At 67.5% G+C, this 14,613-nt stretch carries 13 protein-coding genes; 7 read left to right on the forward strand and 6 right to left on the reverse strand.

What is annotated here, in order from left to right; all coding sequences use genetic code 11:
* Positions 1 to 2: 2 nt before the first annotated feature.
* The 4 genes from LF41_RS07900 to LF41_RS07915 all read left to right on the forward strand — a co-directional run bounded on the left by LF41_RS07900 (position 3) and on the right by LF41_RS07915 (position 3,742).
* Positions 3 to 1,451 carry an ArnT family glycosyltransferase gene (locus tag LF41_RS07900; RefSeq protein WP_036168267.1) on the forward strand — a complete coding sequence of 483 codons (1,449 nt, stop codon included), beginning with the start codon at positions 3 to 5 and terminating at the stop codon, positions 1,449 to 1,451.
* Positions 1,448 to 2,197, forward strand: a complete 750-nt coding sequence (locus LF41_RS07905) for a phosphatase PAP2 family protein (protein WP_152599939.1) — start codon at positions 1,448 to 1,450, stop codon at positions 2,195 to 2,197. Before LF41_RS07900 ends, LF41_RS07905 begins: the two co-directional genes overlap by 4 nt.
* A 63-nt stretch (positions 2,198 to 2,260) precedes the next feature.
* Positions 2,261 to 2,515, forward strand: coding sequence for a hypothetical protein (locus LF41_RS07910; RefSeq protein WP_152599940.1), 255 nt, complete (start codon positions 2,261 to 2,263; stop codon positions 2,513 to 2,515).
* Between the two features lie 105 nt (positions 2,516 to 2,620).
* The gene (locus LF41_RS07915; protein ID WP_036168271.1) at positions 2,621 to 3,742 is read left to right on the forward strand and encodes a TolB family protein; all 1,122 of its coding nucleotides are present in this window, start codon (positions 2,621 to 2,623) and stop codon (positions 3,740 to 3,742) included.
* A gap of 21 nt (positions 3,743 to 3,763) precedes the next feature.
* Here the strand turns inward: LF41_RS07915 and LF41_RS07920 are convergent, their stop codons facing one another.
* The 6 genes from LF41_RS07920 to ligD all read right to left on the reverse strand — a co-directional run bounded on the left by LF41_RS07920 (position 3,764) and on the right by ligD (position 12,281).
* Positions 3,764 to 4,258, reverse strand: coding sequence for a Csu type fimbrial protein (locus LF41_RS07920; protein WP_161786938.1), 495 nt, complete (start codon positions 4,256 to 4,258; stop codon positions 3,764 to 3,766).
* Entirely contained in the window at positions 4,255 to 6,546 is a 2,292-nt protein-coding gene (locus LF41_RS07925) for a fimbria/pilus outer membrane usher protein (RefSeq protein WP_036168276.1), read from the reverse strand. The genes LF41_RS07920 and LF41_RS07925 overlap by 4 nt, the downstream gene beginning before the upstream one ends.
* Positions 6,534 to 7,292, reverse strand: coding sequence for a fimbrial biogenesis chaperone (locus LF41_RS16125; RefSeq protein WP_052116236.1), 759 nt, complete (start codon positions 7,290 to 7,292; stop codon positions 6,534 to 6,536). The genes LF41_RS07925 and LF41_RS16125 overlap by 13 nt, the downstream gene beginning before the upstream one ends.
* Before the next feature lie 49 nt (positions 7,293 to 7,341).
* On the reverse strand, positions 7,342 to 7,845 hold the full coding sequence (locus tag LF41_RS07935) for a Csu type fimbrial protein (protein WP_036168279.1): 504 nt from the start codon (positions 7,843 to 7,845) through the stop codon (positions 7,342 to 7,344).
* A gap of 238 nt (positions 7,846 to 8,083) precedes the next feature.
* Positions 8,084 to 9,604 (reverse strand): Calx-beta domain-containing protein, encoded by a 1,521-nt coding sequence (locus tag LF41_RS16130; protein ID WP_152599941.1) that lies wholly within the window; start codon positions 9,602 to 9,604, stop codon positions 8,084 to 8,086.
* A gap of 118 nt (positions 9,605 to 9,722) precedes the next feature.
* Positions 9,723 to 12,281 (reverse strand): DNA ligase D, encoded by a 2,559-nt coding sequence (ligD, locus tag LF41_RS07945; RefSeq protein WP_036168283.1) that lies wholly within the window; start codon positions 12,279 to 12,281, stop codon positions 9,723 to 9,725.
* A gap of 69 nt (positions 12,282 to 12,350) precedes the next feature.
* Here ligD and LF41_RS07950 point away from each other — a divergent pair, with 69 nt between their 5' ends.
* From LF41_RS07950 to LF41_RS07960, 3 genes are read left to right on the forward strand one after another with little or no spacing between them, the layout of a single operon-like run.
* Positions 12,351 to 12,533 carry a hypothetical protein gene (locus LF41_RS07950; protein ID WP_036168286.1) on the forward strand — a complete coding sequence of 61 codons (183 nt, stop codon included), beginning with the start codon at positions 12,351 to 12,353 and terminating at the stop codon, positions 12,531 to 12,533.
* 40 nt (positions 12,534 to 12,573) lie between these two features.
* Positions 12,574 to 13,266, forward strand: a complete 693-nt coding sequence (locus LF41_RS07955) for an SOS response-associated peptidase (protein WP_036168288.1) — start codon at positions 12,574 to 12,576, stop codon at positions 13,264 to 13,266.
* A 48-nt stretch (positions 13,267 to 13,314) separates the two neighbouring features.
* Positions 13,315 to 14,595: a nucleotide sugar dehydrogenase gene (locus tag LF41_RS07960; RefSeq protein ID WP_036168292.1), complete on the forward strand. Its 1,281-nt coding sequence runs from the start codon at positions 13,315 to 13,317 to the stop codon at positions 14,593 to 14,595.
* The last annotated feature ends 18 nt before the right edge of the window (positions 14,596 to 14,613 follow it).

Raw genomic sequence — 14,613 nt, forward strand, 5'->3', positions numbered from 1 at the left:
ACATGCACGCGTCGTGGCACACGCAGTCCGGCCGCCGCGCGCTGCTGGTCGCGACGATGCTCGCGCTGGCCTTCGCATTCCTCGGCAGCCGCGGACTGTGGGATCCGGATGAAGGGCGGTACACCAACATCGCCGCGAACATGCTCTCCAGCGGCGACTGGCTGGTGCCGCATCGGCAACACGAAGTCGGCCACTGGACCAAGCCGCCGCTGACATACTGGGCCGTGGCCGCGAGCATGGGCGCGTTCGGCCTCGGGACGTGGGGCGCGCGAATTCCGAGCGCGTTGGCGTACCTCGCATGCACGTGCATGGTGGCGCGCATCGCAAGGCGGCTCGCGCCCGGGCAGGAGACGCGCGCGGCGCTGACCTTCGCGACGATGCTGTTGCCCGCCATCGCATCGCAGTTGGTGACCACCGATTTCCTCCTTGCCGCGTTCGAAACGCTCGGCATGTGGGCGTACGTCGAATTGCGGTGGGGCGATGGGCGTGCGCGCTGGTGGTGGGTGGCGTGGATCGCCTTCGCACTCGCGTTCCTGACCAAGGGGCCGCCGGGCCTGTTGCCGATGCTCGCGATCGCGCTCGCCGAATGGAAGTCGCCGCGCGAGCGACGCGTGTTCCACGTCGCCGGGTTCGCGGCCTTCGCCGTGCTGGCGCTGTCGTGGTTCGTCGCGGTTTCCGCGCGCAATCCGCACCTGGTGCCGTATTTCCTCGGTAAGGAGGTGATCGATCGCGTTGCCACCGACGAATTCCGGCGGCACGGGGAGTGGTACGGGTGGGCCGAGGTCTACATCCCGACGTTGATGATCGGCACGTTCCCGTGGACGTTGTCCGTGGTCGCATGGCTGCGCGGCCGATTGCCGACGGCGCACGATCGGTTCGTCGCCGCTTGGATCGTCCTGCCGCTGGTCGTGTTCTGCATCGCGCGTTCGCGCCTTCCGCTGTATCTGCTGCCCTTGTTCGCGCCGATCGCCATCGCCACCGTGTTGCCGCGGGCCGGCATGCGTCCGATGCCATGGAACATGCTGATGGTGTGGGTGCCGGTGTTGATCGGGTTGCGCATCGTCGGTGCGTCGATCGAAGCGCCGCAGGATGCCCGCGCATGGGCCGACGCGATCCGCACGCGCGCACCCGGACCGATCGACCAGGTCGTCTTCGTCGACGACGCGGCGCGCTACGGTCTGCGCGTGCACCTGGACGCGGAAGTGGAGCAGGTGAGCCTTGCCTCCGTCGCTGCGCCCGACGAGGCGCGCATCGACCCGGCGTTCGACGAATCCGCGGCGCGCGAGCTCGCCGAGGATCCGGATCCGTTGCGTACGGTGTGGATCGTGGAGTCGCATCGATGGAACGCCGCGCGTCGGGACCTGCAGACCCGAGGATTTCGCACGCACGCCCTCGGGACCCCGTGGCGCGATCGCGTCTTCTTCCGCGTCGAGCGCGGGCAGGGCCCGTGAACACACGCCCTTATCGGATGCATCTGGCCTTGCTTGGGTTGGCGGCGATCGCGTTGCTCGTCGCATTCCATCTGACACAGGTCGACCTGCGACTCGCATCTGCGTGGTACGACCCGGTCCATCGGACCTGGCCATGGCGCTACGCGTGGATCACCAAGTACGGTATCCACCGATATCTGAAGGTCTTCGAGATCGTCCTCGGCGTGCTGGCCTGGTGCATCGCCTTGCGTGCGAACCGGGCGCGCGATGGGTTCCTCGGCACGCACCGTCGACGCCTGTGGTGCATCGCGGTGTCGTTCGTTGCGGTGCCCGTCGTGATCGGCCTGCTGCATCGGTTCAGTCCGATGCATTGCCCGTGGGACGTGGCGGACTTCGGCGGCCATGCCGCGTATTTCGATCTGCTGCGGGAGCCACCGACGGGTGTTCCGATCGGGCGATGTTTTCCCGCCGCATTCGTGTCCAGTGGATCGTGGTTGCTGGCCGCCGCGTGGCTGCGATACCCCGAACGCCCGCGCGTGAGTATCGCCATCGGCCTGGTCGCGCTGGCGTGGGCGTTTGCCCTGGGATGGGTGCAGCAGATGCGCGGCGCGCATTTCCTGTCGCACACGCTGTGGTCGCTTTGGGTGTCGTGGCTGGTAGTGCTGTCGGTCCACTACGCGTGTGGCGCATGGCGTGAAGGCGGGCAGACCCCTGTTCGCGCATCCGTTGCAACGATGAACCGGGCGCGAGCGGAAACGCGGGATTGACCTACCCTTGATGCACGAACGCGCAGGGTCGGGGTCAACACGTCGCACACGGAAGGCCAGACGATGGCACGCCCTTCACCCGCTGCTCTCGACGTCATGGAGCACATCGCCGATGCCGTCGAGGATCTCGACGCACTGCTGGCGCATGCCGACCGCCTGAGCAACGCCGAGATCGCCCGCCGGTTGGCGCACTGCCGCCAGACGTTGGTCCGCGCGCAGTCGGTCGGCGCCGAGTTGCTGCTCGAGATGCTCAACCTGTCCGAGCGCCACGAATTGATGGAGTCGGAAATCGAAGCGATTCGCGAAAGCACGCACTGACGGGTTCGTGCGGGAAGGGCTGAACACGCGCCGCTTTCACCTGTCCTTGAGAACCCCGCGCCCACTGTGGAGTTGCATTCCACAGCAGTAAACGTAGGGGGATTCATGAATACGCAGCCCATTCGCCGCGCGGCAGCCGCGGCCGTGGTCGCCACCGTTTCGGTCGCATCATCGTTGTCGGTCCAGGCCGCGACGCCGGCGGGGAAGATCGTGTTTTCGCGCACGACGCAAACGCCGACGACAGCTCCGCGCAGCCGCAGCCTGTGGCTGCTTGATGTCGGCACCGGCAAGGTGCGCGCACTGACGACGGACACCGACAGCGTCTTCGACATGGCGGTCACCTGGGCGCCCGACGGCAAGAGCCTGGTGTTCGAGCGTGGCGTGCAGCGCGTGCGGGACGGGCAGCGCCATACCCTGCAAGTCGTTTCGACGGTCACCAACCAACGGCCGCACGCATTGATCCACGGCACCGGGAATTTCTCGAAGCCTGCGTACGGCCCGGGCGGCCGCATCGCGTTCGTCTCCCAGAACTCCGTCGGGCAGTGCCTGTCGGTCGTGGATGCCACCGGCCGCAACCGACGCGATCTGTTCTGCGTCTCCGCGCCGACGCAATTCGCGCAGCCGAAGTGGTCGGCCGACGGCACGCGCCTGTTCGTCGGCGCCGGGTACGAAGAAGGGCGGCTGGAGCCGGTGTGGCACGCGCAGGCCTACCGCGTCGACGTGGCCACCGGTTCGGCGAAGCTGCTCAGCGACATCGTGATGGAAACGCAGCTCGACCTGACGATCTCGCCGGACGGCGCGCGCGGCATCTACGCCGACATCGTCGCCAACGACATGACGCTGGTCGACTTCACCAACGGCGCGGCGAAGGTGCTGCCCACCCGCGGCCATGCGCCGCTGTTTTCGCCCGACGGCAAGCGCATCGCCTTCACCGGCGAAATCTACGAAGTCGGGCCGCAAACGCGCTATTACGAGCCGCTGTACGTGATGAACGCCGACGGCGCCGGTGTGCGCCGCATCACCGACTCGCGCGTAGCCGACCACGCCTACACCGCCGCGCAGTGGTCGAGGGACAACGTGCACGTGCTGGTGAATCGCCGCACGTATACCGACTCGAGCCTGACGCAACCGCTCTTCGCGCTGCGCATGATCAACGCCGACACGCGCGCGCTGACGTCGCTGACGTCGGGGTACGTGGAGGCGGGGGCTTGGTACGAAGGGCCGTGAGGCGCGACGCGGTGGCCTTCCCTAGAAGGTCACCGTGATCGGGACGTCGTCCTGGTAGGTGCCGATCCCGACGTACTGGCCGGCCGGAATGCGCCCGTAGATCGGGAAATTGGCCGTGCTGATGATGAACCACGTGCCCGTGCAGCCGCTGTTGTTCGAGCCGGTGGTGCACGTCATCGTTTGCGTCTGGCCGATGCCGGAACCGAAGACGATGCTGCGCGCGGCGTCCTTGTACAGGTTGTAGTTGAGCGTATCGCCCGACGAACCGTCCATCCGGCGGTTGGCGAAGTTGTTGCTGCCGCCGGGGGCGAGCGAAACCGTCACCGTGACGTTTTCGATGAAGCAGCGGACCTGCACGTTCCCGGTGATGTCGGTCGGGGGGACGCGCGTCGGATCGTAGTTGCCGAAACTCACTGCACTGCTGGTGTTGACGGTGCACGTCTGGGCGCGCGCGGCCATGGGCAGCGCGAACCACAGCAGGCCCAGCAACAGTGCGAGGAACACGCGTTGAGTCATTGCCCGGCTCCGCAAGTGACGTCGCCCAGATCCAGCACGCCCGCCGAATTCGCCGCGGGCACGTCCAGGGTGCATTCGATGGTACCGGTGGCGGTCGTGACGCGAAGTGCAGCGCGTCCCGGCGCGAGGTTGTCCAGGTAGAACATGCCGTCGGTGCCGATCACCGATTCGACGCCGTTCGGCGCCTGCAGGGCGTCGCCCGGGGCGCCGCCGGCGTAGTGCAGGCGGCCGGTGACCGCCTGGACGATCGTGCCTTCGAGCGACACGATCGACCCGGTGTTGCGCGCCACGCCCACGTTGCGCTTGGGCACGGCCACCGACCACGTCGCCGGCATGTGCGCTTCGTCGATCGCGATCTGGTTCGCCTGGAAGGGCAGCAGGTCGCGCACGAGCAGGTCGCCATGCGCGTCGGTGCGGCCGATCGCCTGGTTCTCGCGGAGGATCGGCGCGTTCGCCATGCCCGGCACGCGGACGAGCGCGAAGCCGCTTTCCACCGGCGGGGTCAGGAACATGCGTCCACCGATGCCGACGAGCGCGCCGGTGGCGTACACGCTGCCGCTGGTGCGGCCGTCGAAGGATTGCCCCTCGGCGGCGAAGCGCGCATGCACGCCCTGGTACTCGACGTGGGCGAAGGCAGAATCGAAATCACCATCGCGCTGCGCGTTGCCGTAATAGCCCCAGCCGGTGCCGGCCGGGCGCGAGTGGTTGACGTCGACGCCGTAGCCGTTGGTCGTCGTCGTGCCGTTGTCGCGCTGGCGTGCGCTCGCGGTGATCGAGTGATCGTCCAGCGTGAAGTTGAGGCTGAGCTGGACCGAGGTGTCTTCGAACAGGTCCGACGTGCGGTGCTGCGCCGTCAGGAACAGCTCGCCGCGCTTCCACACGCGCATCGACGCGGTAGCGCCCCACGTGCGCTCGAGCGGCAGGCGATCGCGTTGCTGGCGGCCGGCGTTGAAGGTCAGCGTCATGCGGTTGCCCGGCGTGAACGCGAGCGATGCGTAGTCGTCGATGCGGAGCGCGCCGAGCACGAGGCCGGCGTCGTCCGCCAGCCTGCGGTAGTTCGCACCGGCCCGCGTCGAGCCCAAACCCAGCGACCACTCGGAGAACGCGAGCGAGTAGTTCACCGCGTGCGCGGTGCCACGCCCGACGCCGTCGCCGTCGCTGCCTGCGTAGGCGAGCGCGAATTCGCCGAACGGCGTCCGGATCGCCGCGTCCGCGCCGGCGTTGCGCACGAAGTCGTCGCCCTCGACGCGGCCGCCGAGCGTCAACCAATCCGACAGGCCGCGGCGATACCACGCCTGCCAGGTGAGGTTGTCCTCGTAGTCGCCGCCGATGGTGTTCGTGCGCGGCGCGCCGATGCGCACCGCATATTCGTCGAGGCCCGGCGCGAGCAGGCTCGGGCTGCCGACGTAGTAGGTGCGCGTCGCCAGTTCGCTGCGATTGCCGAACGGATCGCGCACGATCACGCGCACGTCGTTGCGGCCAGGCGAGATGCCGAGTTCGTCGAGCGTGAACGGGCCCGCGCCGACATCGCGGCGGCCGACCAACGCGCCGTTGGCGTAGATCTCCACGGTGCCGGGGCTTTCGAGTACGCCGGAGTAATACGGCTGCGGGAACGTGACGAGATAGGGGTCGGTGTCGAACGCGCGCTCGACGCCGAAGCCGCCAATGAGTCCGCCCCCGCCGAGCGGGTCGCGCGCGACGGCGAACTGGTCGCCGACGGTCCACCGACGCAGCGACCCCGGCTGGTCCCACTCGAAGCGCGTGACGCCGCGACGCCACCCGGCGCGTTCGTCCCACTGCCCCGTGCTGCGCAGCGCGGCGTTGCCGCGGCCGATCGCACCATCGAGGAACAGCAGGCCGTTGCCGTCGTCGTCGATCGACGCGGCGTAGTTGAGGAAGGAACTCCACGGCTGCAAGCCCGCATCGGCCTGCGCGCGGGTGCCCATCGACACGCGCTGGCGCGGCAGTCGGTCGGCGCGCAGTTTCAGGTCCAGGCGCAGCAGGTTGCGATCGAGCTTGAACGTGCTGCCGTGGTTGAGTTGCTTGAGCGAGACGAACGTGCGCTCGCCGAGGACTTCGGGCGTGACGCCGGTGGTGTCCAGCTGCGCGGCCTGCAGCGCGGCCATGTCGACGAGCACGTCGTCGCCGCGCGCGATGACGGCGGCGACGCCGACGCAACGCGCGTTGATGCAGATATCGAGCAACAGGGTTTCGTCGCCCGGCAACGCATGCGCGGGCTGCGCGATCGCGAATGCCACCGCGATCGCAAGGACCTTCAGGGCGCGCATTTCCGGCTACCCGGATCGACGGACGCCACGAGGGGCGCGGTGCGCTCGAAGGTCAGTTCGATCTTCGCCGCGCGCGCGCAGGCGGCCGCGGGCAACGTGGCGCGCACGGGAATGCGCGAGCCGGACAGGACATAGCCCGTCGACAGCAGGCTGTCATGCACCGTCTTGCCGTTCTTGTCGAGGACGCGGAGCTTGGCTTCGTTCGGTGCCGCGTAGGCCGTGCCCGAATTCGACAGCCACATCGACAGGCCGCTGGCGTCGACCGACTTCACCGCGAGGGCCAGTTTCGATTCGGCGCCGGGCACCTGCACGAACACCGGCAGGCTGGTCGTGGTGAGCAGGCGCACTTCGCCCGCCTTGGCCTTGGAGCCGTCGGGCAGTTCCTGCAATTCGAGGCGGTAAGTCTGTTCGGTGGTCACCGTCGGAGACAGCGTCCCGACGCGCAGGCGGGCTTCGCCTTCGGCGGGCATCCGCAGGATCAGCGGGTGGACCACGAGGTCCTGCGTCGGCGCCAATTGCCATTCGCCGTCGGCGGTCTGCGTCCAGCGCTTGGCGTGGACTTCGAACGTCACCGCGCGCGCTTCCTGGTTGGTGAGCACGACCGTCTCGGTCGCGCGCGCCGGATCCAGGTGGATGCGCGTGTTGCTCAGGGCGAATTGTGCGGCGATCGCCGGCAGGGCGAGACTCGCGCCCAGGCCGAGCGCGAGCGCCGCCGCCGCGCGGGTGCGCAAACGGAATGCGGACATGCGAGGGTCAACCGAAAGCCCCGCCTTGCGGCGGGGCGGATGGATCGGATCAGAACGTGACGACGATGGCGACCGAGTCGGTGTAGCTGCCGACGCCGACGTCCTGGCCGTTCGGGATCTGGCCGTAGACGTTCAGGATGGCCGGCGTGATCGAGCTCGTCGACGAACGCGTGATGTCGTTGGTCGTGTCGCAGCCCCACACGGTGGAACGGCCGGTGTCGCTGTACAGGCCGTAGCCGAGGAAGTCGGTGCCGTTGGTCATGCGGCGGGTCAGCGTGGTGCACGACGCCGTGCTGGCGTTCGCGCCGACGCCGAGCGCGATATCGGCGCTGGTGCCCTTGGTGCAGCGGACGGAGATCGTGCCGGCGCCGTTGAGCGGCGTGGCGGCGAGCGGGTCGTACGCGCCGAAGGCAACGGCGGTGGTGCTGGTCACGACGCAGGTGGCGGCGACGTTGGCGGTCACCGGCAGCGAGGCCGCCGGGGCCGTGGCGGCCTGGGCGGAAGAGGCGAAGAGCACGCCGGTCACGGCGCAGGCGATCAGAGCGGTACGCATTTGGTAAGTCCCCAAGGTTTGACGATTGCGGTCACCGAGGGGTGCCGCCGGGGTTAAAACCTAGTGAAGGACGAATCCGCTCGCAATCAAAACGACGACTGCGTCCCAGTTGGCACGCAAAACTGTGACGTAGATCACAGAAAAGCCGCAAAACGGTTCAGTTAGGCCCCCTATTCAGGGGTGTGAAATGGGTGTCAATGCGCGTCACCACGAATGACGTTGGGTGTCACGGTGAACATTACTCACCACGTGTCGTGCGCTCCGGGTAGCGTGTATACCGATGCTCACCCATGCGAATCGGCTTGGACGGCGCGTTCGGCGCCGTCTTCGGCGTCGGCGGCACGGGCGTCTTCTGCCCGGGGCCACCGGTGCGCGGGCCGTCGTCGGTCAGGATCGTACCGAGCGCGGTCGCATCGGCGAGCGTGGCGCCATTGGGGTTCGACAGCGCGACCTGGAAGGTTTCGTTCGCCTCGCGCGCCAGATCGCCATTGATGGCGACGTCGAACGTGCGCGTGGTTTGCCCCGGCGCGAACGTGAGCGAACCATTCGCCGCGACGTAATCGCTGCCCGCGAGCGCGGTGCCATTGGACGTGGCGAACGAAACGGTGACGTTCGAGGTCGCCGCCGCGGACAAGCGCACCGTGAATCGCAATACCTTCGTGCCCGCATCGCCTTCGGAGACCGACGCATCGTCGATCGACAACGACGGACCGGCCACCGGCTTCCACCCCAATTGCACCACTTCGAAATCGCTCGCCTGCAATCCGTTGAAGGCCGGGTTGAGCGCGCCATTGTTCCAGCGCACGTCGAACGTGCCGGAGATATACATGTCCGAACCGTTGTCGGCGACGATCAGGCCGTAGGTCTGCATCGCGCGGAAGATCTTGCGCGCGACGGGGTCGGTGGTGCGCGTGGCCGGGTCCGTGCCGTTGACGTTCTTCTTCAGGCGCAGGCGCGCGCCCATCGGCAGTGCACCGCTCGTGCCACCCGCGGTGTGCGAAGCGGGGTAGACATGGCCGTTGCTCGTGCGCACGGTGACGCGGAAGGCATGGCCGATCTCCGCGACGTTCGGGTTGGCCGCTTCGTCGTAGCGCACCAGACCCGGGAAGATCGCCAGGCCCGCGGCGTCGGCGGACGTCCAGCTTTCGGGGCGGCGCGCGTTGCTTTGCAGGTCGAAAAACGCGCCGGAGCCGGCGTACCAGCGTTGTTGCGAATTCGAGTACCAGGCGTTGTAGAGCTCGTACAACGTGCGGTTGGTGCAATCGACGATGAGGATGTGGCGGTCGTTGTCGTCGCGCTGGTCGATGCTGCCCGGCGCGCCGCCCTCCATCCAATGTTGTTGCGAGGTCACCTGCGAGGGAATCGGATAGAACGGCACGCCCTGTCCGTTCGACATGTTCACGCCGTCGCTTTCGTCCCAGTAGTCGAACGTCACCGGCAACTTCGCCTGCGCGCCGTTGACCACGATGTACGGGAAGCCGTAGACCTCCTGGCTTCCGAGGTCGGCCTCGCCACCGAAATCCGGGTGCAGGCGGCGCGCGGCGCCGATGAAGTTGATGAAGTTCGCCGAGTTGGCGTCGACCGGCGCGCCCGAGATATCGGTGTTCCACCAGTTGTCGGCGGGGAACACGGGCAAGGGCGCTGCGATGGGCGCGCCTTGCAGCGGCGCGTTGACCGCGGGGCACGACTGCGCGTGCGCGGCGCCTGCCATGCACAACGCGAGGGGAAGGGTGGACGAGGCGAGGGCGCGAAGACGCATGGCGTTCGGCTTCCGTGACGAATCGGCCGGAGCCTCCACCGCATGCGGGCCCGGGTCAACGGGGGAAAATTAACTCCGTTGGCTTCGTCACATTCCGCGCGCAGGCGACGTTCAGCGATCAGCCCCAGGCCGACAGATCCTGACGCAACGCGTCGATTCCCGCCCACGGGTCCTTGCGTTGGCGCTTGATGCGCGCGAGCGTCTTGTCGATGTCGAACGCATCGCCGCGCTTGAGGTCCTTCAATTCCGGCCACGCGAGCGGCACCGCCACCGGCGCGCCCGGCCGCGCGCGCAGCGAATACGACGCCACCGCGGTTGCGCCACGGCCGTTGCGCAGGTAGTCGACGAAGATCTTGCCGGGCCGCAGTTTCAGCGTGGCCGTGGCGAGATAGCGGTCCGGGTCGGAGCCGGCGAGCGCTTCGGCGAAGCTCTTCGCGAATTTCTTGACGAGCGTCCAGTCGTTCGCGGGATTCAACGGCACCACGACGTGCAGGCCCTTGCCGCCGGTCGCGCGCAAGAAGGACTTGAGGTTCAGTTGTTCCAGCAGGTCACGCACGTGCGCGGCCGCGCGCTTCACTTCGGCGAACGGGACGCCCGGCCCCGGATCCAGATCGAACACCACGCGGTCGGCGCGATCCGGATCGTCCGCATGCGCGCCCCACGGATGGAACTCGAGCGAGTTGAATTGCACGAGTTCCATCAGGCCTTCGACATCGTCGACGACCAGGTAATTCGCGTTGACGCCGGCTTCCTCCTTCAGGCGCACGAAGCGCACGCGATCGAGCCCCGCCGTGTGGTGCTTCTGGAAGAAGCACGCCTTGCCGACGCCATCGGGGCAGCGGATCACCGACAGCGGCCGCCCGGCGACTTCCTTCAACAAGCGCGGCGCAACCGCCTTGTAGAAATCCGCGACCTGCCGCTTGGTGATGTTGCGGTCGGGGAAGATGATCTTCGTCGGGCTGCTCAGGCGGATTTCGGGGGCGGCGACCCGTTCGCGCGCGGTGGTCTTTTTCGCCGCCGTCGTTTTTTTCGCCGGGCCGCGATCCGAATCGCGCAGGTCGCCGACGTCCTTGTCGAAGCGTACCGCCTTCAGCGACGGCTGCCGCAGGATTCCCGAGTTGCCGAGCCCGCGAATGAACACCTCGACGACGAACAGCGGCTTGAACCACGTCGCCCGCTTGAGTTCCGCGTCCAGCGCGACCGGCACGTGCACGGTCGGCTTCGACGACCCGATGTCGCCGATGTGCTTGGACAGCTCGCGCAACTGCTCGCCGGAAAACCCCGTGCCGACGCGACCCGCGTACACCCAGCCATGTTCCTTGTCCGGCCGCGCAAGCAGCAACGAACCGAAGCCGGTGCGCGATCCTTGACCCTTCGTCGTACCGACCACCGCAAACTCGTCGGAGTCCAGGCGCTTGGTCTTGCGCCAGTCATCGCTGCGCCCTTCGACATACGGCCGATCCGCGCGCTTGGAAATGATGCCCTCGAACTGTTGCTCGGACGCGAGCGCGAACGCGGCCGCGCCTTCGTCCCCCGGCACGTGCGAACTGAAGGACAGGTGCGGGGTCGGTTTGCCCAGCAAGTCCTGGAGCAGCGCCTTGCGTTCGACCAGCGGCGCCTTGCGCACATCGACGCCGTCGAGGTGCAGCAGATCGAACAGCACGTATGCGAGCCCGCCCTGTTCCTCGCCGGAGAGCGTCGACTGCAACAGGTTGAAATCCGCCTGCGTGCCGCGGCCGGCGATGAGCTCGCCATCGACCGCGGCGCTTTGCACGCCGAGTTGTTCGAGCGCGGCGCGGAGTTCGGGCACCTTGTCGGTCCATTCGATCGCGTTGCGCGACCAGATGCGCACCTTGCCGTCGACGATCGTGGCCACCAGGCGATAGCCGTCCCACTTCACTTCGTGGATCCATTGCGCGCCGTTGGGCGCGACATCGCCGAGTTTCGCCAGCTGCGGCGGGAACGCCTCGTTGCGCAGCTTCGCCGTCTTCGCACCCGTGAGCTTGCGCGCCTTCGCGGCCCAGTCGACCTTGCGCGTGCGCTTCGGCGCGATGGTCTTGACGGCCTTCCTGGCGACTTTCTTCGCGGCCTTCTTCGCGGCTTTCGTGCCGCCGGGCGGCGTAACGTCGTCCAGCAGATCGTCGGCTTCCACCTTTCCCGCGTAGGCGTCCTTCTCCTTGAACAACAACCACTGCGACTGCCGTGCGGGTTTGCCCGAACGCACGAGGTGCCATTCGCCTTTCAGCTTCTCGCCGAACAGTTCGAAGCGCAGATGCCCCTTGGCGAGCTGCGCTTCCGGATCGTAGGGCGTGGTCCACACGCCCTCGTCGAAACGCGCCACGTGGCCCCCGCCGTATTCGCCTTCCGGGATGTCGCCCTCGAACGTCGCGTACGACAGCGGATGATCTTCGACTTCCACCGCCATGCGCTTGACCGTGGGGTCGTAGCTCGGGCCTTTCGGCACGGCCCAACTCTTCAGCGTGTCGCCGACCTGCAGGCGGAAGTCGTAATGCCTGCGCGAGGCATGGTGCAGTTGCACGACGAAGATCGGCCGGTGCACTTCGGGCACCTTCGCGAATTTGCCGCCACGCGATTTTTTAACGCGCGAATCGGCCTCCGGCGCGGGCTCGCGTGTCTTCTCGAAGTGCCGCTTGCGGCGGTATTCGGTGAGGCTCATTCCGTCACGGATCGTGCACGCGTGGGCGCGGTATCTGGACGCTATCCAAGGCACGCGAAGGAGATCGTGATGGCGGGCAAGCGTGAACTCAACGAACCGAATCCGGGCGACAAGCGCCTGCAGCGGCGCGACAACAAGGGCCGTTTCGCCGAATCCGACGATCTCGGGCGTTCGCTCTCGCAGGACCAGCGCCAGCACGCCGAGCACGAATCCGAGCCGGGGCAGGGCGACAAAGGGGACCGCAAACATTGAGTTTGCGATGATCGGCGCGCGCGTGCGCTAGCATCACGGCATGTGCGGCCGATTCACCCGCGACTTCACGTGGCAGCAGGTGCGCGAGTTCTCGCACATGCTGGACCTGGTCGTGCCGGCCGAAGATCCGGCGCCGGCCTGGAACATCGCACCGACCGATCCGCATCCGGTCATCGTCGCCCACGGCGACGGCGGCCTCGTCCAGGAGATGCGATGGGGCCTGCTGCCGCCCTGGCAGAAGGACACCAAGCTCGCCTTCGCCACCATCAATGCGCGCCTGGAATCGGTAGCGGAAAAGCCCGCCTTTCGCGGCGCGTGGAAGCAACGCCGCGCCATCGTCCCCGCATCGGGCTACTACGAGTGGCCGGTCATCGACGGCAAGAAACGCCCGCACTGGATCCGCCTGGCGGAGTCGCCGGTCATGTTGTTCGGCGGCGTGTGGGAAACGCGGTCGGACGGCGCCGGCGGGTCGTTGCTGACTTACAGCATCGTGACGCGCGCGGCCGATCCGGTCATCCGTCCCGTGCACGACCGCATGCCGCTGATCCTCCCGCCCGAGGTCCTGCAGGACTGGCTGCACGGCGACGCGGAGCAGGCGATGGCCATCGCGCACGCCGTGCCCGAGCCGGCGCTGGTGTTCCATGAAGTCGGCGCGGCGGTCGGCAACGTGCGCAACCAGGGCGCACAACTGATCGAACCCCTCGCATGTCCCGCGGACGGCCTGTTTCCCTGACCGGGGCCGCGTGCCAAACTCCCGCCCGCAATCCAACGGGGGCATTCCATGCGGGACGTGGCATCGGCGCGCATCGCCGTCATCGGCCTTGGCTACGTCGGGTTGCCGCTCGCCGTGGCGTTCGGGCGTGCGCACGACACGCTGGGCTTCGACATCGACGCCTCCCGCATCGGCGCGCTGCAGGGCGGGCAGGGCGACAACAACCGCGAAGTCACCTCCGATGAACTGGCGCAGGCCGTGCGCCTGCGTTACAGCGCATCACCGGCGGACTTGCGGGACTGCGACGTCTTCATCGTCACCGTCCCCACGCCCATCGACGAACACAAGCGGCCCGACTTCAGCCCGCTGATCAGCGCCAGCCGCGCGATCGGCGCGGTGCTCAAGCGCGGCGACGTCGTCGTCTACGAATCCACCGTCTACCCCGGCGCGACCGAAGAGATCTGCGTTCCCGAACTCGAACGCGCCTCCGGCCTGGGCTTCAACCACGATTTCACCGTCGGCTACAGCCCCGAGCGCATCAACCCGGGCGATCGCGAACGGCGCCTGGCGAACATCCCGAAGGTCACTTCGGGCTCCACGCCCGACGCCGCGGATTTCGTCGACGCGCTGTACGCCACGATCATCACCGCCGGCACGCACAAGGCCTCCAGCATCAAGGTGGCGGAAGCCTCCAAGGTGATCGAGAACACGCAGCGCGACGTCAACATCGCGCTGGTCAACGAGTTCGCGCTGATCTTCCATCGTCTCGGCATCGACACCACCGAAGTCATCGAAGCGGCGAAGACCAAATGGAACTTCCTGCCGTTCCGTCCGGGCCTGGTCGGCGGGCATTGTATCGGCGTGGACCCGTATTACCTGATCCAGAAAGCGCAGGCGCACGGCTACTACCCCGACATCCTGCTCGCGTGCCGCCGCATCAACGATGCGATGGGACAGCAGGTGGCCGCGGAAGTCGTCAAGCTGATGGTGCAGCGCGGCCTCACGGTGGCTGGCGCGCGCATCCTGCTGCTCGGCCTGACGTTCAAGGAAAACTGCCCCGACCTGCGCAACACGCGCGTGGTGGAGCTGGCCGGCGAGCTCGAGGATTACCGCGCGACGGTCGACATCCACGACCCGTGGGCCGACCCGCGCGAAGCGATGCAGGAATACGGCGTGCGCCTGGTGGAAGACCCAGTCGCGGGCGCCTATGACGCGGTCGTGATCGCCGTTGCGCATGATGACTTCAAGGCGATGGGCGTCGAAGGCCTGCACCGGCTGGGGCACGCGCGCACGGTTTACTACGACATCAAGGGCGTGTTCCCGAAGGACGCGGTGGACGCACGGCTGTAATACCGGAGGACGAACCGC

The sequence above is a fragment of the Lysobacter dokdonensis DS-58 genome (assembly GCF_000770795.1).
GTDB lineage: Bacteria > Pseudomonadota > Gammaproteobacteria > Xanthomonadales > Xanthomonadaceae > Noviluteimonas > Noviluteimonas dokdonensis.